Raw genomic sequence first — 18,702 nt, 5'->3', positions numbered from 1 at the left:
TACGGTTGACGCAGCGGTCGTCCGGCACCCGCCTCCGGAGGCCGGCGGCCGTCCTCGCCACGCGTAGTTGCCACGATAATGCTCGCCCGGGTGTCAGGGCCGAGCCGCCCGTTCCTCAGGCTTCGTGATCGGTCATCCTCAGCCTTGCGACCCGCGAGACGATTGCCGGAGCCCTGGCGTTCGGTCCGGGCCGCAACAGCGCGGGGTCGATCTTGCCGCGCATCAGGCCGGCAGCCAGGTCGGGGGAGGAACGGCTGAGGATCGTCACGACCGCCATCACGCCGGACAGCCAGTCGAACTTCAGGCCGGTCAGGAACCCAACGCGAAGGCCGTTCGCGGCGGCGCGGCGAGCGGCCTCGGCGGCGGCATCGACCTGAAGCAGGATGTGACCCGCGCATGGTCGAGGAAACGGCGGCCGACGACCGCCAGCTCGATCCCGCGCGCCGAGCGGGTCATTCGGCTGCATCCGAGCTCGGCCTCGAGGTCGCGCATCTGGCGGCTGAGCGACGCCTGCGGGATATGCAGGCCCGGACGAGCGGCAGCATCGTCAAGATCTCGTCGACATTCGGCCATGACGGCGGCGCCGGCGCCCCGATCCATGCGAGGGGCTGACCAGGTTGGTCGCACGCGAGGCCGGTGCCTATCGCGTCCGTGTGGATGCGGTGGCGCCAGGCCCGATCGATACCGGTATGCTCGATCGCGTCACCGGCGGAGCCGACGGCAAGGCCGATCTCGCCACGCTCGATCCGCAAAAACAGATCGGCAAACCTGGACGAGGTGGCCCTTGCGACCCTGTTCATCGCGTGCGGTGCGGCATCGTTGATCACCGGCCATATCCTGGGCGTCGATGGCGGCAAGTCGGCCGGCTGCGCATGCAACCTGTGCGAGAAGAGGACAACCCTCGTTGATGGACAACCCGATCAGGATCCCGGGGCCCGATCATTCGATCACGATCAAGCCGGCCCGCAAGAGGGTGCGCGTGACATGGCAGGGTCACGTCATCGCCGATACCACGCGGGCGCTCACGTTGCGCGAGGCGACCTATCCGACGTGCATTATGTTCCGCGCAAGGATGTCGGCATGTCGCTGCTGAGCCCCAGCGCGCATCAGACCGACTGCGCCTTCAAGGGTGACTGCTCGTATCTCACCCTTGCCGGCAGCGACGAGCGCGGCGTCGACGCCGTCTGGTTCTACGGGAGCCGTTCGACGCGGTCGCTCCGATCAAGCACCATCTTGCGTTCCATCCCGACCGGGTCGAGATCGAACTGATCGAACGGTCGCTCTCCTAGGCGATCAGCTTGCGGTGCTTCCAGTCGAGGCGCAGGCTGTCGAACAGCTTCGGCGCCTGGTCCCACTTCTCCTGCGGGCGCGGCACCGTGTAGGTCTGCACAGCCAGCTCCTGGGCCGACACCTCCAGCCGCATGAAGCCGAACCTGTCGTCGTAATAGCTGTTCAGCACCACGCCTGCCTCGCCCGGGACGGTGTAGGGCGTGACAAGCGGTTGGCCGTTCAGCTTCGCCATCTTGTGCAGGTTGTGATAGCCGCCCTGCCCCGCGACGATGAACGGTGTGACGCCGGAGCCGGTCGGATCGGGCACGGTGAAGCGCTGGTAGTTGTGCACATGGCCGGAAAACACGATGTCAGGGCGACGCTTCGACGCGGCTGTCGCAACCGCCAGCAGGGTTGCCATGGGTTTGCTACCGGAATGGTAGGTGTCGAGCGAATAAGGCGGGTGGTGCAGCGCCACGATCAACGCACGATCCTTTGGCGCCGCCGCGAGCTCGCCCTCGAACCAGGCGGCCTGGTCGGGCTCGACCACGCCGCCTTCGGGCACGTTGGTGTAGAGCCCGATGATGGTGGCGAACGGCGTGTTCAGCGTCCAATAGACGTTCGGCTGGATCATCGCGGTGCGCGCCATGTCACCGGCATCGGGTGATTTCATCCCTGGCGTGGCGCTGCAGAAATTGCGCACGAAGGTGGCGAGCGACGGCAGCGGGTTGGTGCGTGTGCCGTCATCGAAGACGTCGCCGTCATGATTGCCCGGGATGCCGACGATCGGCCGCGGGTAATGCGCATAGGGGTCATAGAATTGCGGCAGATACTCCGAGGCCTGGCCATCGAAATACACCACGTCGCCGAGATGGTAGAAGAATGCCGGCAACCCGAACGGGCCGGCCTGAGCGGCATCGTGCTCCATGCCGTTTGCGACCAGCGTCTGCGGATTCGGGTCCTGCACGCCGCCGGTGTCGCCGACCATGTGGAACGCGATGCCGCCGGCCTTCCGCGCCGCCGCCACCGCATCCGGGACGATCTCCTCGAGATCGAGGCGGAACGGTGAAACCCCAGTCGGCGCCGGCAACGGCTGGAACGGACTGCCCTTGAACTGCGGCGATTGCTGCGGATGCATCGGCGCACTGTTGGGTCGCCCCTGCGCGAATTGGTGCGGCGCCTTGGACGGGTGCGGGTGCCTGCTCATGTATTATGCGGATCCACGCTCTTGAAGCCGTAGGTCTCGTAACGGGTGCTCAGCCGGTTGTTCTCGACCTGCACCACGGTGAAACCCTCCGGCGTGCCGAGATGCGTGCCGTGCCACCAGTTGCCGCTGACCGCACCACTGGTGATGTAGGGAATTCCCCGCCACAGCACCGTCTCGTTGATATGCGTGTGACCCTGCAGCACGCCGAGCACGTTGTGGCCTTCCAGCAGTGCGATCACCTCGTATGCGTTGATGACGCTGTTCTTGTGGTAGGGCGACGGGTGCTCCGGGGGCGGTGCGTAGTTGTCGAAAGCGGTCACCAGCGGGATATGGCTGACGACAATCACCGGCCGACCTGCCGGGAGTGCCGCGAGATCGGCACCGAGCCACGCGATCTGCTGCGCGTCGATGCGGCCTTCGTAGTTGCGATCCGCGGTGATGCCGATGGAATCGAGCACGATGAAATGCACGCCGCGATGGTCGAACGCGTAATACAGCCTGCCGAAATGATCCTCGAAGAACTTCTTGCCGTATAGCGGATCCGTCGGCACCACGCCGCTGGCCGGATACACGCCGAAGCAGTCATGGTTGCCGATGGTGTGGTGCAGCTTCATGCCCAGATCCTGCTCGGTCCGGTCGTAGAGCGAGATCAGGCTGTCGGCGCGCGGCCGGGCGACACCCAGCGCATCGAAGATGTGGTCGCCACCCTGGATCGCGAAGTGGCCGCCGATCGTCCGCGCCTTTGCGAAACATGCATGGCAGCCCTTCGCCGCCTCGAGTTCAGGCTGAAGATGGGTGTCGGTGATGAACAGGAACGAGAAGCTCTCGTGCGACAGAATCGGCTGTTCTGCAGGCGTTCCAGCACCGGCGCCCCAGGCAGGCATCAGCCCGACGGATGCCAGGCCCGCCATCCCCGCCGCCAGCCCGGCCAGTGTCAGGAAGCCCCGGCGGCTGCTGGTCCGGTAGGGGACCGACCCGGGCGACATCGGCTGCTTCATCAGGGCTCCCTTGCTCGGGCCAGGCCCGCGCGGAAACGTCACTGCCCTAGTCCAGACCGAGGCCGGCGTAAAATGACCGTTTCATGTCGGCCCAGCGGACGGGACACGTCTCTAAACTGTCTCGGATCTGTCACCCAATCCCGCAGCGACCTCGCTAAGACGTGCGTCGAAATCCTTCGACACAAAACCGAGAGGGCCCGCTTCATGCAACCAGCCGATCGTCGAACATTCCTGAAACTGCTCGGGACCGGCAGTTTTGCCGCCGCCATGCAGGGCAGCATCGGTCGCGCCCTCGCGATTCCGGCAAACAACGTCACCGGCACCATCAACGACGTCGAACATATCATCGTGCTGATGCAGGAGAACCGCTCCTTCGACCATTATTTCGGCACGCTTCAGGGTGTTCGCGGCTACAGCGACCCGCGGGCGATGAAGCTGCACTCGGGCAACTCGGTGTTCTACCAGCCGCTGCTCGCGACCGGCGGCTCGTATGTGCTGCCGTTCCACCCGACCGCGCCGGACCTCGGCCTGCAGTTCATCGAGGACCTGGCGCATGACTGGGTGACCACGCACCTGGCATGGAACGAGGGCAATTGGGACCAGTGGGTGCCGCAGAAGGGCACCACGACGATGGCGCACCTGAACCGCTCGGACATTCCGTTCCACTACGCGTTGGCCGACGCCTTCACGATCTGCGACGCGTACCACGCCTCGCTGCTCGGCCCGACGGATCCGAACCGCTATTACATGTGGACCGGCTGGGTCGGAAACGATGGCAGCGGTGGCGGCCCGGTCGTGGACAACGCCGAGGCCGGCTATGGCTGGTCGACCTACCCCGAGCGCCTGCAGGCCGCCGGGATCACCTGGACGGTGTACCAGGATGTCGGCACCGGGCTGACCGCCGCCGGCGAATGGGGCTGGGGCTCTGACGCCTATATCGGCAATTACGGCGACAACTCGCTGCTGTATTTCCACCAGTACCAGAACGCCGCACCCGGCACGCCGCTGGCGATCGGTGCGAAAACCGGCACCGACATCGCCGTGTCCGGCACGCTCGCCGACATCTTCGCCAAGGATGTGGCCAACGGCACGCTGCCGCAGGTGTCCTACATCGTTGCCCCGGAAGCCTATTGCGAGCATCCGAACTGGCCGGCGAATTACGGCGCCTATTATGTGTCGAACGTGATCGACATCCTGACCTCCAATCCGGAAGTCTGGAGCAAGACCGTCCTGCTCATCACCTATGACGAGAATGACGGCTTCTTCGATCACATGGTGCCGCCGACGCCGCCGCAGACGGCCGCGCAAGGCAAGTCCTCGGTGTCGATCGAGAACGAGATCTTCCCGGGTAGTGCCGAATACCAGGCCGGTCCGTATGGCCTCGGCGCACGCGTGCCGATGATCATCGTGTCGCCGTGGAGCAAGGGCGGCTACGTCAACAGCCAGGTGTTCGACCACACCTCCGTCATCCGCTTCATCGAGCAGCGCTTCGGGCCGAACAACCCTGCCCTGGTCGAGAGCAACATCACCCCCTGGCGCCGTGCGGTTTCCGGCGACCTGACCTCGGCGTTCAACTTCAAGACGCCGAACGCAGCCGTCGTGCAGCTGCCGCACACCGCCAGCTACATGCCGCCGGACGCGCTTCGCCACGCCGACTACGTTCCGGTGCCGCCGGCAGTCCAGGCGCTGCCGACCCAGGAGCCCGGCGTGCGGCGCGCCCGTGCGTTGCCGTACACGCCCTATGTGCGCGGCGCCGCCGATGTCGCGGCCGGTGGCTTCCAGATCACCTTCGGCAATCCGGGCGCTGCAGGCCTGGTCTATCAGGTTCGCTCGGCCAACATCCTCGACGTGCCCCGCACCTATACCGTCACACCGGGCGCTCTGCTCGAGGATGTGTGGCATGCGACGGCACTCGGCACCTACGACCTCTCGGTCTATGGCCCGAACGGCTTCCTGCGCGCCTACAAGGGCACCGTCACCGGCTTCTCGATGGCCGACCTGGCGATCGACGCGTCGGAAGATACGGCGGATTTCGGCCTGGTCTTCGACGTGACCAACAAGGGCAGCTTCACCGTCCAGCTGAACGTGCTGAACGGCTATACCAAGAAGACCTTCGAAGTCACCCTGGCCCCCGGCCAGCGGCAGAAGCTCGGCGTGCCGTTGTCGGACCTGTATGGCTGGTACGACCTCACCGTCACCGCGAAGCAGGATCCGAGTTTCCTGTTCCACGCTGCGGGGCACCTGGAGAACGGGCAGGACAGCATCACCGATCCGGCAATCGGCGCCGCCTGAACTCTTTCTGCAGTCTGATCCAACGAGCCGGCCGGGCATCCACCCGGCCGGCTTTTTCTTTCAGATGTCGGCGTACATGTGCGTCTCGGCCGCGCCACCCGGATGCGTCACCGCACCGAGATGCGCTGGACCGACCAGCTGGGCGAATTTCCAGATCGCGCCGCTACTGTAGTCGGTGCGACGTGGTGTCCACGCAGCCCGGCGCTCGGCAAGCTCGGTGTCCGACAACGATACGTCGATGGTGCCGGCATCCGCATCGATGATGATGCGGTCACCGTTGCGCAGGAGCGCGATCGGGCCGCCCTCCGCCGCCTCCGGGCCGACATGGCCGATGCAGAAACCGCGCGTGCCGCCGGAGAACCGCCCGTCGGTGATCAGCGCGACCTTTTCGCCGAGCCCCTGGCCATAGATCGCGCCGGTCGTGGACAGCATCTCGCGCATCCCGGGGCCACCCTTCGGACCCTCGTAGCGGATGACGATCACGTCGCCTTCCTTGTAGGCACGCGCCTGCACCGCCGCGAACGCTTCCTCCTCGCTGTCGAAGCACAGCGCGCTGCCTTCGAAACGATGCTGCTTCAGTCCAGCAATTTTCACGATGGCCCCGTCAGGTGCCAGGTTGCCCTTCAGCCCGACCACGCCGCCGGTGGTCGAGATCGCCTGCGCCACCGGATAGACCACGTCCTGATCCGCCGGAAACACCACGTCCTTGAGGTTCTCGGCGAGGGTCTTGCCGCTCACCGTCATGCAGTCGCCGTGCAACAGGCCGCCATCGAGCAGCGACTTCAAGATCACCGGGATCCCGCCGACGCGATGCACGTCGAGCGCCACGTATTTTCCGCCCGGCTTCAGGTCGGCGATATAGGGCGTGCGACGCATGATCGCGACCACGTCATCCATCGTGAAGCGGATCCCCGCCTCGTGCGCGATTGCCGGAAGATGCAGGCCCGCATTGGTGGAACCGCCGGTGGCACCCACCACGACGGCGGCGTTCTCCAGCGCCTTCATCGTCACGATGTCGCGCGGACGCAGGTTGCGCTCCAGCAGCGCCATCACCGCCCGCCCGCTCTCGACGGCGAACCGATCGCGTTCCTCATACGGCGCCGGCGATCCGGCCGAGCCCGGCAAGGCGAGACCGATCGCCTCGCTGACGGTCGCCATCGTGTTGGCGGTGAACTGCCCGCCGCACGCACCGGCGGACGGACAGGCGGCGCATTCCAGCTCGAACAGGTCCTCGTCCGACATGTTGCCGGCGGCATGCTGTCCGACGGCCTCGAACACGTCGACGACGGTGACGTCACGACCCTTGAAGCGTCCGGGCAGGATCGAGCCGCCATACATGAACACCGCCGGCACGTTCAGCCGCAGCATCGCCATCATCATGCCGGGCAACGACTTGTCGCAGCCAGCCAGGCCGACCAGCGCGTCGTATGAATGGCCGCGCATGGTGAGCTCGACCGTATCGGCGATCGCGTCACGCGAGACCAGCGAGGATTTCATCCCCTGGTGGCCCATGGCGATTCCGTCGGTGACGGTGATGGTGGTGAATTCGCGTGGTGTGCCGCCCGCCTCGTTGACGCCGATCTTCACCGACTGAGCCTGCCGCGACAGCGAGATGTTGCAGGGTGCGGCTTCGTTCCAGCAAGTGGCGACGCCGATCAGCGGCTGGTGGATCTGCTCCTCGGTCAGCCCCATCGCATAATAGTAGCTGCGATGCGGCGCCCGGTCCGGACCCTCGGTCACGTGACGCGACGGCAGCCGGCTCTTGTCCCAGTGCTTGCTCATGATACTCGGTCTCCTAGCCCAAGCGCCGCAGCGCTGCATCGAGGCGTGCTGTTTCCTGCTGGAAAGCACTCAGTCTTTCACGGTTCTCTTCGACCACTTCGGGCTTCGCACGAGCCACGAAATCGGCGTTGGCCAATTTGCGCTCGACCTTCACCGCCTCGTCCACGGCGCGCGCTCGATCCTTCTGCAGCCGTGCACGCTCGGCCGCCAGATCGATGATGCCGGCGAGCGGCAGGATCAGCGTCGCCTCGTCGACCACCGCCTGTGCGGCCCCGTGCGGCATCTCGCCATCGAGCGCCGAGACACCGGAGACGCGTGCCATGCGGCCGATCGCCTCGGACCAGGTAGCCGCACGCGTCAATGTCGTCTCGCTCGCATCGCGCAGCAGCAGCTCCGTCACCTTCGAGGGTGGCACGTTCATCTCTGCCCGCACCGCGCGGATCTCGCCGATGAAACGCACCACCCAGTCTAGCTCGCGGGCGATGTCCTGCGCGTCGTCGAGACGGTGCGCCAGCGGCCAGGGGGCCCGGATCAGGCTGCCCTCGGGCCCATAACCGAACTCCGCCCACAGCGTCTCGGTGACGAACGGCATCACCGGATGCAACAGCTTCAGGATCGTGCCAAGCACATGCGCGGTGGCCGCACGCAGCTCGACCGCCTCGGCCGACCCGCCCGTGTTGAACACCGGCTTGGCGAACTCCAGGAACCAGTCGCAGAACCGGTTCCAGGTGAAGCGATAGACCGAAGCTGCGTATTCGTCGAAACGGTAGGCCTCGAGTGCGGCATCTGCTTCCGCCACCGCAGCAGCCGCCTCGTCGAGGATCCAGCGCGCAAGACGGCCTTTCGTGGCGGCCGGGTCGAACCCCTGCACCGGCCGCACGTCGTTCATCTCGCAAAACCGCGCCGCGTTCCAGATCTTGGTGACGAACGACCGGTATTCCTCGACCCGCTTCGCACCGAGCTTCACGTCGCGCCCGAGCCCGGTCAGCGCGCACACGGTGAAGCGCAACGCGTCGGCACCATAGCTGTCGATCAGCTCCAGCGGATCGATGCCGTTGCCCTTGCTCTTGGACATCTTCTGGCCGCGCTCGTCACGCACCAGGCCGTGGATGAAAACCTGGCGGAACGGCACGTCGCCCATGAAATGCAGACCCATCATCATCATCCGGGCGACCCAGAAAAAGATGATGTCGAAACCGGTGACCAGCACGTCGCCCGGATAATAGCGCGCCATCTCGGCCACGCTCTCCGGTGTCTTGTGCGGCCAGCCGAGGGTCGAGAACGGCCACAGCGCCGACGAGAACCAGGTATCCAGCACGTCGTCGTCACGCACCAGCCTCGTATCGCTGCCGTAATGCAGCAGGGCCGCGTCGACAGCCTCGGTCTCGTCATGCGCCACGAACACATGCCCGTCCGGACCGTACCAGGCGGGAATGCGGTGGCCCCACCAGAGCTGCCGGCTGATGCACCAGGGCTGGATCTCGCGCATCCAGGCGAAGAACGTGTTCTCCCACTGCCGCGGAACGAACTGCACCCGCCCGCTCTCCACGGCCTCGATCGCCGGGCCCGCGAGCTTCGCCGCGTCGCAATACCATTGCGTGGTCAGTCGCGGCTCGACGATGGCGCCGCCGCGTTCGGCATGCGGCACCTGGTGGGTGTGCGGCTCGACACGATCGAGCAGCTCCAGCCGCTCGAGTTCGGCCACGATCGACTTGCGCGCAGCCTCGCGGGATTGCCCGGCCAGGGCGTGCACGAACTCCGGATCGGCCAGGCCCGGCACCGCCTGCAGCGCGTCCTCGATCTCGTCGAGCACGATGCGCGCATCGGCGTCCAGGATCGAAGGCGTCTCCAGCCCGTGCCGCTCGCCGACCGCGAAGTCGTTGAAATCATGTGCAGGCGTGATCTTGACGGCACCGGTCCCCTTCTCCGGGTCGGAATACGTATCCGCGACGATCGGCACCCGGCGCCCGGTGAGCGGCAGGACCACGAACCGCCCCACCAGGTCGGTGTAGCGCGCATCCTCGGGATGCACCGCCACCGCGGTATCGCCGAGCATGGTTTCCGGCCGGGTCGTGGCGACGATCACCGAACGACCGTCCTCGCCCTCGACCGGATAGCGGATGTACCAGAGGTGCCCGCGCACCTCGCGGCTCTCGACCTCGAGATCGGAGATCGCGGAACGGAACGACGGGTCCCAGTTCACCAGCCGCTTCGCGCGGACGATCAGCCCCTCGCGATACAGCGTCACGAAGGTCTCGCGCACCGCATCGGACAGGCCGTCATCCATGGTGAAGCGTTCGCGCTTCCAGTCCAGCGATGCGCCCAGCCGCCGCAATTGCTGGGTGATCTCGCCGCCGGACTGCGCCTTCCAGTCCCAGACGCGGGCGATGAACGCCTCCCGGCCGAGCTCGCTGCGTCGCACGCCCTCGGCATCGAGCTGGCGTTCGACCACCAGCTGGGTGGCGATGCCGGCATGGTCGGTGCCCGGCTGCCAGAGCGCGTCGCGGCCCTGCATGCGGCGCCATCGGATCAGGATGTCCTGCAGCGTCATCGTCAAGGCGTGACCCATGTGCAGGGTCCCGGTGACGTTCGGCGGTGGGATCATGATGGTGTAGGGCACCGCCGCGTCATGGTCGGGACGTGCGGCGAACGCGTCCCCGGCCTCCCAGAGGGCATACAGGCGGGGCTCGGCCTCTTCAGGCTTGAAACTCTTGTCCAGCATCCGGCGAAACTAGAGAAAGCTGCCGGCTGCGGAAAGCCGTCACGGCGCACGCGACGGGATCGCGTGCCAGAGGGCTCATCCGCCCGCCGCGGATCAAGGCGGGCTGATCAGGCGGGGCTAATCAGGCGGGGCGGCTCAGACGGGGCGCTGCACCAGCTGCTCGATCTCCTGGCGAACGACACGCTCCACCAGGGCGGGAAGGTTGGCGTCGAGCCAGGCCTTGAGCTGCACGGCCAGCTCCTCGCGGACCATGTCCTCGATGGTCGGGCCACCGGAGCGCAGCAGGCGCAGCGCGGAGAGCGGTGCCGGCTCGGGCCTGAACGCATCCTGCAGTGCCGCCAGTGACTGCGCAGCCGCGGCCCGGGTTTCCGGAGCGATCAGTGGGGAAGCGGCTGCACCCAGCACCGGACCGGATGCCGCTGCAGGCACAGGCCGCGGTCCCGGCTCTGCGATGGTTTGCAGCGCCAGCGACTGGCTGGCGAAAGCGGCAGGGTCGAAGGCGGCAGGCGGTGGCGGCGGTGGCGCCTGGACCACCGGAAGCGCTGCGGGCTCACGAAAGGCCACGACAGCCACGGGCTCGTCATCGTCGAAGAGCGAGGCTGCCAGTTCGGCAGCACTTTTCGCGCCCGTCGGTGCAGGCACGACGCTTTCGACTGCCATCACGCTCTCCTCTGAACTGGTCGGCTGCACCCGCATCGATGGCTGCAGCACCAGAAGCTCGTCCTCCTCGGCGGTCGTTACCGGCGCCGGACCACCCTCGTCCTCTCGGATGATCCGCCGGATCGAGGCCAGGATCGTCTCCATCGAGCCATCGGACGGATCGGCCGGAAAGCCGGGAAGGTCAGCCACGGTTCACCTGCCCGGCTGCGAAACGGCGTAGTCGTTGATGCCCCAGAGCCGATCCTTGACCGCGTTGTAGTAGGCGGTCTCGTTGTAGATCGGCACCGGCAGCCGGAGGTCGCGGGCGGTCAGGCGTCCGATCGCGGCGGCGACGCCATACGACGTCAGCACCAGGTTGCTCAGGCTCTGCACGAGGGCCACCTGCGCGGAAAGCAGCGTCTGCTGCTGCTGCAGCACTTCGAGCGTGGTGCTGGTGCCGACGATCGCCTGCCGCTCGACACCATCGAGGGCGACGATGTTGGACTGGATCGCAGCGCGGTCGCTGTCGATCGAGGCGCGGAACGAGATCAGGTTCTGCCAGTTCGAGATCGCCAGCTGTGCGGCACTGCGACGCTGCACATCCACCAGCCGGCGTCCCTGCTGCTCCGTCTGCCGCGCCTGGCGGACCGTCGCGTATTCCGCGCCGCCCTGGTACAGCGGCACCGTCAGGGTGATCAGCCCCTCCTCGAGGTCGCTCTGCGCACCAATCGCACCCTGCCCCGAGCTCTTGGTGTACTGCCCCTGCAGGGACAGCTTCGGCATCAGCGCCGACATCGCCACATCCACCGCGTCCTTGTCGGACGACTGGGTGAACAGGGCATTGATCACGTTGGGGTTGTTCGAGACGGACTCGGCAACCGCCTGCTCCTGCGTCTGCACCGGCAATGCCAGCGGCTGCGGCGGGATCAGGTTCGGCGGCGGCGCGTTGCCGACCTGCTGCGTGTAGGTCGCCTGCGCGGTCTGCAACGTGCCTTCCGCCTGCTGGCGTGCAGCGCGCGCACTCGCGAGTGCGGCTTCCGCCTGCGCCACGTCGGTGCGGGTGATCTCGCCGACCCGGAAGCGGTCGTTGGTGGCGCGAAGCTGCTCCTCGAGCACCTTCTCGTTGTTGATCTGCAGCTGCAGCAGCTGCTGGTCCTCGATCACGCCGACATAGGCGTTGACCACGTTGCCGAACACCTGCTGCTCGGTGGAGATCAGGTTGGCGCGCTCTGCCATCACCCGGTTCACCGCCTGGTGCGTCTGCGCCGTCGTCTTGCCGCCCTGGTAGAGCGGCTGGCTCGCCGACACGCCGGTGGTGTAGCCGCCGATGCCGTGCAGGACCTGCGTCGAGACGCTGCGGCCGCCCGCGGTGAACGGCGTTGCCGCATTGGCAAAGGTCGTCGACGAACTGCCGTTATAGACGGTGCCGCTGGTGGTCACCGACACGGTCGGCCGCCAGCCGGCTACCGCCACCGCGACGTTCTCGTCGATCGAGCGCAGCGCCGCCCGCTCGGCCGTGAGCGTCGGGTTGGTCAGGTAGGCGGAAGTGAGGGCCTCCTCCAGCGTGTGCGGGATGAAGGTCGGCACACCGCTGCCGTCATACTTCTGGGCCAGCGCTGTCGTGCTGTACAGCAGGGCAGCCAAACCTGCGCCCACCCCTCGCTTGATCGACATTCCGAGCCCTCTCCGTCACATCCCCGGCATCCAAAGGACTTCCGGTGTTCTTCCTCTGCCACAGAACCCGACGCTGCTTCTAGCCCCGCCGGCTTTACGCCGGGTTAACGCCGCGCCTCCGTGCCTGCCGGGTCACAGGGATGGGGCATCCTCGGCAACCGGCAGCGCTCAGAAACTGAAGCCCGGCGCCGGCGCGAGCTCCGGCAGCAGCGGCGTCGCGGCATCGAATTGCGGTCGCGGCCTGATCGCGGCGCTACCAGCCACCTCGCCGGCCTCCGCCACGAACGCGGTCGAGACCCGTCCCGGCAGAGCCAGGATCCCACCCAACCGGCCGCCGGGCACCAACTGCGAGGCAAGTGCCTCGGGGACCGCCCGCACCGCGCCGTCGATCAGGATCAGGTCGAATGGCGCCTGGCCCGGGCACCCGGCTGCGAGCGGACCGGTTTCGTAACGGACCGCAGGTGCCAGCTCGGCCAGCAGTGCCTTGCCGTGCCGGCCGAGGGCCTCGTTCTGTTCGAGCGCGACGACGACCAGCCCGAGTGCCTCGAGCAGGCTTGCGGCGTATCCGGTGCCCGCCCCGACCACCAGCGCGCGCTCGCCACGACGCGGCGCCATGGCCTGGATCAGCCGGGCGATCACGCGCGGCTCGGTCAGCACGCGGCCGCCGCCGAGCGCCACATCCTGGTCCATGTAGGCGATGGCGGCGCGGCCAGGGGGCACGAACCGTTCGCGCGGCAGCTCGCGCATCGCCTTCAGGATCCGCGGGTCGTTGACCTGGACCGGCCGGATCTGCGTGTCGACCATCCGCTCTCGCGCGAACAGCATGTCCGGCAACGGACCGGGCGGGGACACGTCGTCGTCGGATACGGGGAGGGCGGACTGGCTCATGGTGCTCCGTGCGCGAGGCGGGCTGCCGGGGAGCCGAACCATAGGAGCCACGCAGGCCGTCTGCAAAGACGCACGCAGCTCAGCCGTGTCCCCGGGGAGGCCGCAGGGGCCGCGCTTGACCTTGCGGTTCGACCGCGGGATACAGCCCCCGCATCCTTCGGTCCGGTGGCAGAGTGGTGATGCAGCGGACTGCAAATCCGCGAATGTGGGTTCGATTCCCGCCCGGACCTCCAGATCAACCTTGCAAGCCAGTGTGTTCAACGACGTTCCGGTCACTCGCCGGAACTTGTCAGATCGTCGCCCGGCTCAAGGTCAGGGCTGGCAGGGAATGTGAGGACACAGCCGAGGCGGCCTCGGCTTCGCGCTAGAGATGGGCGACCACTTACCGGAGCGCATCTTGTTTGAAGGCGCGACCAGCGCGGCACGGCGCTGGATCAGACCGGTCGGTGTCCGGCAGGGGGACCTTCCGGTTCCTCACGAGCCAGCGCGCATCGCTTGAAATCTACGGCGTCGCAAGAACGGGCCGGGAACTCCGTCGAACAGTGCCGGTCGGCTATGTGCGCTATTCGTGCAGCGGCGACAGCCGAGGTTCTGTCTGCAGCCACGAACGAGCCATGCCAGCCATCACCTGTCCGCACCGCGGCGAAGCGAGGCCTCGAGCGAGGCGGCCGGGTCGCCGCAAGCAGGCGCACCATCCGGTTCGGATGGAAGATCAGGATCTGCCGCGCAGCCCCGATGCCGTGGCCGGGGCCAGAGCCAGGATTGCCTGCGGGTCGATCTCGTGCAGCACCCACACGCCGTTCGCAGCGATCGCGGATCGAAGCCGCTCAACGACAACCGGGTGCGACAGCCAGGTCATGCGCGCCTGCGGACAGGCACCATGGGCCCTGTCATTTATAATCGGCCTCCATTGTGATCCTGTTATCGAAGAGAAATCATCCCGATCGGATGCTCTGAGCGTTGGCAGGATGCGATCGATGACGGAATTTGTGTTTGCGCCACAGACCCTGAACCAGGATGTCGACTGGTCCGATCCCTCGATCTGGAAGGGAGGGGTCGTGCCCGCTACGACGGATGCGGATGTCGTCCTTCCCGAGATCTACCAGCTCGGCAACGGAACGACCGGGAGCCAGCAATACGATTATTTCGTGACCGTCGGCGCCGCCGAGAGCTATGCCGTCGATACGGTCAGCATCGCCGCCAACTATTTGATCCTGCTCGGCGCACTCTCGGTTGCAGGTGATCTGTTGCTGCAGGATGGCGGCGAGATCGACCTGACCGGTGGCAGCTTGTCTTTCGGCGCGCTGCGGAATCATGGCTATGACATCCAGGGGCAGGGCACCGTCACCAGTCCCGGGGCTATCGACAATGACGGGTTGATCGTCGGCAGCAGCTTGATCGTGTCGGTGGAATCGCTCCGGAATACCGGAAGCCTCGTGGCATCATCAGGCGGCCTTACGGTGCATGCCGAGGGTGCAGGCGGAAGTTTTCTCGATGGCACCCTGACCGGGGGCACGTATGAAGCGCTCTCCGGCGGCACGCTCGATCTCGACATGGGGGGCCCGATCGTCGGCGACGACGCAACGATCATCATCAACTCGGGCGGTGTCGTCGAAAGCGTCGATCCGGGAACCGGCACGACGCTTTCCCTGCAGCAGACTCTGCAGCAAGTCGACGGTGCGGCCAGCCTCGACCTTGTCGGCGGGAGCTACGACACCAGCAATCAGCTGACGGTTGCCGGCAGCCTCGCGCTCGGGAACGACGCGTCGTTCTCGGCAGCCCAGCTCGTCGTGGTGGGCTCCGGCACGGTCGGTGGCAACGGCACGATTTCCGGTCCGATCATCGATGACGGCACCATCACCGCGAACACTCTCGACCTGCCCTTCGCGTTTGCCGTCCTGGACCTCAAGGGAGCGGTCAGTGGAACCGGCACGCTCGTCGTCGGCCCCGCCCCCGGCATTTCGACACAAGCATACGACGGCTCTCCTGACGCCCAGTCAGGAGACGTCAAGCTCGAACTGGACGGACCGGTATCGGTCGACGTTTCGTTCGCCGATAGCAGCGGGGTCCTGATCCTCGGTGATCCGCGTGATTTCACCGGCACCATCACGACGGCCACGCCGCAATTCACCAACACCGGACACGTCCCCTCGGGCCTCGTTGCGCCGTCTTTCGTCGACAACGTGATCCAACTGACCGGCTTCTCGCTCGCCTCCGTCACGAGCGAGAGCTACACCGGCACCGCGACCGGTGGCGTGCTCAGGATCGTCGCCGGCGGCGTGACGGACAGGCTCAGCTTTGTCGGAAACTTCGACACTGCCAGTTTCGCCTTGTCCGCCGGACCGCAGGCGGTTTCTTCCGCCTCGCCAAGCCTCGACATCACGGTGGCGCCGATCCCTCCCGCACCGACGGTCGGCGTATCGCTGGACGACGGCAACAGCGCCACTTCGGTGATCGTCAACACCGGGACGCCGACCGTGACCGGGACCGTCGCGGCCGGCGCCACCCTGGCTCTCGTTGCGGACGGCAGCCTGGCCGAGGGCGCCCCGCTACCGGTGGCAGCCAATCCGGGCGATGCGATCGGCACCTACAGTGCCGCGCTGACCACCCCGCTCGATCCAGGGCTGCACCAGATCACCGCCGTGGCCACCAATCAGGCGGCCAGCGTCGCTGCCACCGGCCCGGTTTCGCTGCTAGTGCTGCCTGATCCGGTGAACGGCATCACCACGGCAGCCTCGGTCGGCTCCGCACAGATCGCGGGGCTCCTCGATGGCGGCGCCCGCATGCAATTCGTCGCCGGCACCGAGGCGATCGTCCTTACCGACGGGACCTTGTCTGTCGGTCCCGACACAGATCAGGCCCTGGTGCAGCGTCTCTATGAAGGATTGCTGGGGCGGGCTGGCGACACCGGCGGCCTCGCCGGGTTTTCGACGCAGATCGCAACAGCCGGCGCGGCCTCAGTCGCGACCGCCATGCTGGACAGCCCGGAGTTCCAGCACCTGCACGGCACGCCCGCCAGCATGAGCGACACCGGGTTCGTGACGCTGCTCTACCAGGGCCTGCTCGGGCGTGCGCCGGACGCGCCCGGGCTGGCCAACTATGTCCAGGCCCTGGCGAACGGCGCGTCGTTCGGCTCGATCGCCGCTGGCATGGCGCAATCGGACGAAGCCAGAACCCACCTCGCAGCAGACACCGCCAACGTCTGGGTGCCGGACGCGAACGGCGCGTTGATCACCGAGCTCTACGAGACGGCGTTCGGCCGCGCCCCTGACCCGGGCGGCCTCGCCGTCTTCACCCAGGCGCTCCAGGGTGGCCTCACGCCACAGCAGATCGCGCAGAGCATTGCCGCCTCGCCGGAGTTCATGGCCGATCACGCCGGGCAAGGCCCCTCGGCACTGGTTACCAGCTTGTATGCCACCGGACTTGGCCGCGTGCCGGACCAGCCAGGGCTGAACCACTGGGTCACATCGTTGCAGGCCGGGACCACGACGGGAAGCGTCCTGTCCGGCATTGCCACCTCGCCCGAAGCCTACGGGCACCTGATCAGGCCTGTCTGACACCTGGGCCAGGCAGGTATGATCCTCGGGCGTGCTGCCGGTCGGGCCGGGCTGGACCAGGTGCAGGGACGCGTCGACCCGGTCGCGGCACACTCCGGCGCATGCCTCAGTCCCCAGGACAGGATCGTCACACCGCGCGACGGCAGCCAGTCTGGGCAGCCTGGGCTTTGATCGGAGGCCACCTCACGTCGCAGGAAACCAGCGAGTTGAACTTCCGCGAGAGTTCGGCTTCGATCAGAAAGTCTTGCCGGGGTGATGCTGTCTGGCTCGGGTAGCGTCTGGTCGCGCCACCCTGCCCGCGGATCATCGATGGAACGGTCTGCGCCCGCCTCAAAAGTCAACGCCAGGTGCCTCGTGCGAGCCGATGTCGCCTTCCGATGGCCTCCGGTCGCCCTCCTCACCATCCTCCCGGAGGTCTGCACTCCGCAGGAATACCTGGACACATGAGGAACGTGCCATCGATCGAGTGCCCAGCCCGAGCCTGGCGCCTCGAACCGTCCGGGCCCGCCAGGATACATCGGTGGGGTTTCCGCCAGGACGTATAGCCCGCGGGTCCGTCGAGAGCCCTTAGCCGAACGTGAAGGTGAACGCCGACAGACCCGCCCGCGGAATGTCCAGTTCGAGCTCGTGCTCGCCGTAATCGCTGCTGTCGAAGAGGGTGTAGAGCCTGCTGCCCTGGATGGTCACGTCCGCCGCGGGCTTGCCGTCGACCGTCACCTTCACCGTGACCGGCGCAGTGCTGCTCGCCACCATGAAGATCTTGCCGGAACGGCAATGCAGCAGGATCCGGCCGCCCGGTTGAGCCAGCGTCGCGCTCTCGCCCGCCAGGCTCCAGCGTCCGACCAGCGCGAACCGGTTCAGCGGCAGCGTGGCCGGGGCGGTGTAGATCTGCGCGCCGGCACGCGGCGCCTGCGGACTGGCCAGCATCGCGACCCGCTGCAGCCCGAAATACATCTCCGGCGAGCCGATCCGGCTGAGGTCGACGCCGTTCTCCGGGCCTACCGATGAGTGGTTGCCGAGCAGCGTGCGGATCGCGTTCTCGGTGGCGCCGTACTCGCCCTCGCCGGCATGGGCAGAGACGATGTGCCCGGCGCGATCGATCAGGTACTCCGCCGGCCAGTACCGGTTGTGGAACGCGTTCCAGGTCTGCATGTCGTCATCCTCGGCGACCGGGTAGTTGATGCCGAAGCGCGAGATCGCCGACTGGATGTTGTGCGGATTGGTCTCGAACCTGAACTCCGGCGTGTGCACGCCCACCACGACCAGGCCCTGGCTGCCGTACTGGCTCTGCCATCGCTCGAGGAAGGGGAGCGTGCGGATGCAGTTGATGCAGGAATACGCCCAGAAATCGACCAGCACGACCTTGCCGCGCAGACCCGCCATGGTCAGCGGACCGCCATTCAGCCAGCCCTTGATCCCCGCGAACTCCGGCGCCGGACCGACATCCTGCCGCGGCGGCACCGGACCTGCAGCACGCGACGCGGGTGACGCGGCACAGGTGAGCATGACGGCCGCGAGGCCGCAGACGGTGGAAACGAACCGATGGCGGCGGGTCATGACGAGCCTCTGTCTGCCGTGCAGCATTCGTGGGGTCGCCGCGTGCTCAGCCTGCCGCTGCCGATGCCCGACGGATCGAACCTGAAGATCGCCCGGCGGAGGGTCAAGCACGCGAGC

The 18,702-nt window shown here is 66.8% G+C and carries 13 protein-coding genes, 1 tRNA gene and 1 pseudogene; 5 read left to right on the top strand and 10 right to left on the bottom strand.

Annotation, left to right across the window (positions count from 1 at the left end):
- Nucleotides 1–115 precede the first annotated feature (115 nt).
- Complete coding sequence (locus ACOEQ2_RS15395; protein WP_419728833.1) at nucleotides 116–277, bottom strand: hypothetical protein; 162 nt, start codon at nucleotides 275–277, stop codon at nucleotides 116–118.
- Nucleotides 278–309: 32 nt separating this feature from the next.
- Nucleotides 310–492, bottom strand: coding sequence for a hypothetical protein (locus tag ACOEQ2_RS15390; RefSeq protein ID WP_419728832.1), 183 nt, complete (start codon nucleotides 490–492; stop codon nucleotides 310–312).
- 161 nt (nucleotides 493–653) lie between these two features.
- Between ACOEQ2_RS15390 and ACOEQ2_RS15385 the strand changes: the two are divergent.
- A pseudogene (locus ACOEQ2_RS15385) lies at nucleotides 654–710 on the top strand (hypothetical protein); the annotation flags it as partial.
- Between the two features lie 67 nt (nucleotides 711–777).
- Nucleotides 778–1,269, top strand: a complete 492-nt coding sequence (locus ACOEQ2_RS15380) for a DUF427 domain-containing protein (protein WP_419728831.1) — start codon at nucleotides 778–780, stop codon at nucleotides 1,267–1,269.
- A 16-nt stretch (nucleotides 1,270–1,285) separates the two neighbouring features.
- Here ACOEQ2_RS15380 and ACOEQ2_RS15375 read toward each other — a convergent pair whose 3' ends face one another.
- Both ACOEQ2_RS15375 and ACOEQ2_RS15370 read right to left on the bottom strand, forming a co-directional pair.
- Nucleotides 1,286–2,476 carry a metallophosphoesterase family protein gene (locus ACOEQ2_RS15375; RefSeq protein ID WP_419728830.1) on the bottom strand — a complete coding sequence of 397 codons (1,191 nt, stop codon included), beginning with the start codon at nucleotides 2,474–2,476 and terminating at the stop codon, nucleotides 1,286–1,288.
- Nucleotides 2,473–3,474 carry a metallophosphoesterase family protein gene (locus tag ACOEQ2_RS15370; protein ID WP_419728829.1) on the bottom strand — a complete coding sequence of 334 codons (1,002 nt, stop codon included), beginning with the start codon at nucleotides 3,472–3,474 and terminating at the stop codon, nucleotides 2,473–2,475. The genes ACOEQ2_RS15375 and ACOEQ2_RS15370 overlap by 4 nt, the downstream gene beginning before the upstream one ends.
- A 204-nt stretch (nucleotides 3,475–3,678) precedes the next feature.
- Here ACOEQ2_RS15370 and ACOEQ2_RS15365 point away from each other — a divergent pair, with 204 nt between their 5' ends.
- Nucleotides 3,679–5,766 carry a phosphocholine-specific phospholipase C gene (locus tag ACOEQ2_RS15365; protein WP_419728828.1) on the top strand — a complete coding sequence of 696 codons (2,088 nt, stop codon included), beginning with the start codon at nucleotides 3,679–3,681 and terminating at the stop codon, nucleotides 5,764–5,766.
- Between the two features lie 60 nt (nucleotides 5,767–5,826).
- Here ACOEQ2_RS15365 and ilvD read toward each other — a convergent pair whose 3' ends face one another.
- The 5 genes from ilvD to ACOEQ2_RS15340 form a co-directional block, all read right to left on the bottom strand.
- Complete coding sequence (ilvD, locus tag ACOEQ2_RS15360; RefSeq protein WP_419728827.1) at nucleotides 5,827–7,548, bottom strand: dihydroxy-acid dehydratase; 1,722 nt, start codon at nucleotides 7,546–7,548, stop codon at nucleotides 5,827–5,829.
- Nucleotides 7,549–7,561: 13 nt separating this feature from the next.
- On the bottom strand, nucleotides 7,562–10,270 hold the full coding sequence (locus tag ACOEQ2_RS15355) for a valine--tRNA ligase (protein WP_419728826.1): 2,709 nt from the start codon (nucleotides 10,268–10,270) through the stop codon (nucleotides 7,562–7,564).
- A 135-nt stretch (nucleotides 10,271–10,405) separates the two neighbouring features.
- Complete coding sequence (locus ACOEQ2_RS15350; protein ID WP_419728825.1) at nucleotides 10,406–11,119, bottom strand: DUF2497 domain-containing protein; 714 nt, start codon at nucleotides 11,117–11,119, stop codon at nucleotides 10,406–10,408.
- Between the two features lie 3 nt (nucleotides 11,120–11,122).
- The gene (locus tag ACOEQ2_RS15345; RefSeq protein ID WP_419728824.1) at nucleotides 11,123–12,583 is read right to left on the bottom strand and encodes a TolC family outer membrane protein; all 1,461 of its coding nucleotides are present in this window, start codon (nucleotides 12,581–12,583) and stop codon (nucleotides 11,123–11,125) included.
- Between the two features lie 168 nt (nucleotides 12,584–12,751).
- Entirely contained in the window at nucleotides 12,752–13,471 is a 720-nt protein-coding gene (locus ACOEQ2_RS15340; protein ID WP_419728823.1) for a protein-L-isoaspartate O-methyltransferase family protein, read from the bottom strand.
- A gap of 159 nt (nucleotides 13,472–13,630) precedes the next feature.
- Here ACOEQ2_RS15340 and ACOEQ2_RS15335 point away from each other — a divergent pair.
- A tRNA-Cys gene (locus ACOEQ2_RS15335) sits at nucleotides 13,631–13,704 on the top strand.
- 471 nt (nucleotides 13,705–14,175) lie between these two features.
- Nucleotides 14,176–17,028, top strand: a complete 2,853-nt coding sequence (locus tag ACOEQ2_RS15330) for a DUF4214 domain-containing protein (protein ID WP_419728822.1) — start codon at nucleotides 14,176–14,178, stop codon at nucleotides 17,026–17,028.
- A 567-nt stretch (nucleotides 17,029–17,595) separates the two neighbouring features.
- Here the strand turns inward: ACOEQ2_RS15330 and ACOEQ2_RS15325 are convergent.
- Nucleotides 17,596–18,585, bottom strand: coding sequence for a redoxin domain-containing protein (locus tag ACOEQ2_RS15325; RefSeq protein WP_419728821.1), 990 nt, complete (start codon nucleotides 18,583–18,585; stop codon nucleotides 17,596–17,598).
- Nucleotides 18,586–18,702 lie beyond the last annotated feature (117 nt).

This window comes from Lichenicola sp. (genome assembly GCF_965198575.1).
GTDB lineage: Bacteria > Pseudomonadota > Alphaproteobacteria > Acetobacterales > Acetobacteraceae > Lichenicola.
The sequence above is the reverse complement of the archived record's forward strand: the minus strand, read 5'-3'. Positions and strand labels throughout refer to the sequence as shown.

Excerpts from the sequence above, each read along its gene's own strand:
- ACOEQ2_RS15395 (WP_419728833.1), bottom strand. The coding sequence starts at position 277 with ATGGCGGTCGTGACGATCCTCAGCCGTTCCTCCCCCGACCTGGCTGCC.
- ACOEQ2_RS15390 (WP_419728832.1), bottom strand. The coding sequence starts at position 492 with ATGCGCGACCTCGAGGCCGAGCTCGGATGCAGCCGAATGACCCGCTCG.
- ACOEQ2_RS15375 (WP_419728830.1), bottom strand. The coding sequence starts at position 2,476 with ATGAGCAGGCACCCGCACCCGTCCAAGGCGCCGCACCAATTCGCGCAG.
- ACOEQ2_RS15370 (WP_419728829.1), bottom strand. The coding sequence starts at position 3,474 with ATGAAGCAGCCGATGTCGCCCGGGTCGGTCCCCTACCGGACCAGCAGC.
- ACOEQ2_RS15365 (WP_419728828.1), top strand. The coding sequence starts at position 3,679 with ATGCAACCAGCCGATCGTCGAACATTCCTGAAACTGCTCGGGACCGGC.
- ilvD (WP_419728827.1), bottom strand. The coding sequence starts at position 7,548 with ATGAGCAAGCACTGGGACAAGAGCCGGCTGCCGTCGCGTCACGTGACC.
- ACOEQ2_RS15355 (WP_419728826.1), bottom strand. The coding sequence starts at position 10,270 with ATGCTGGACAAGAGTTTCAAGCCTGAAGAGGCCGAGCCCCGCCTGTAT.
- ACOEQ2_RS15345 (WP_419728824.1), bottom strand. The coding sequence starts at position 12,583 with ATGTCGATCAAGCGAGGGGTGGGCGCAGGTTTGGCTGCCCTGCTGTAC.
- ACOEQ2_RS15340 (WP_419728823.1), bottom strand. The coding sequence starts at position 13,471 with ATGAGCCAGTCCGCCCTCCCCGTATCCGACGACGACGTGTCCCCGCCC.
- ACOEQ2_RS15330 (WP_419728822.1), top strand. The coding sequence starts at position 14,176 with ATGGAAGATCAGGATCTGCCGCGCAGCCCCGATGCCGTGGCCGGGGCC.
- ACOEQ2_RS15325 (WP_419728821.1), bottom strand. The coding sequence starts at position 18,585 with ATGACCCGCCGCCATCGGTTCGTTTCCACCGTCTGCGGCCTCGCGGCC.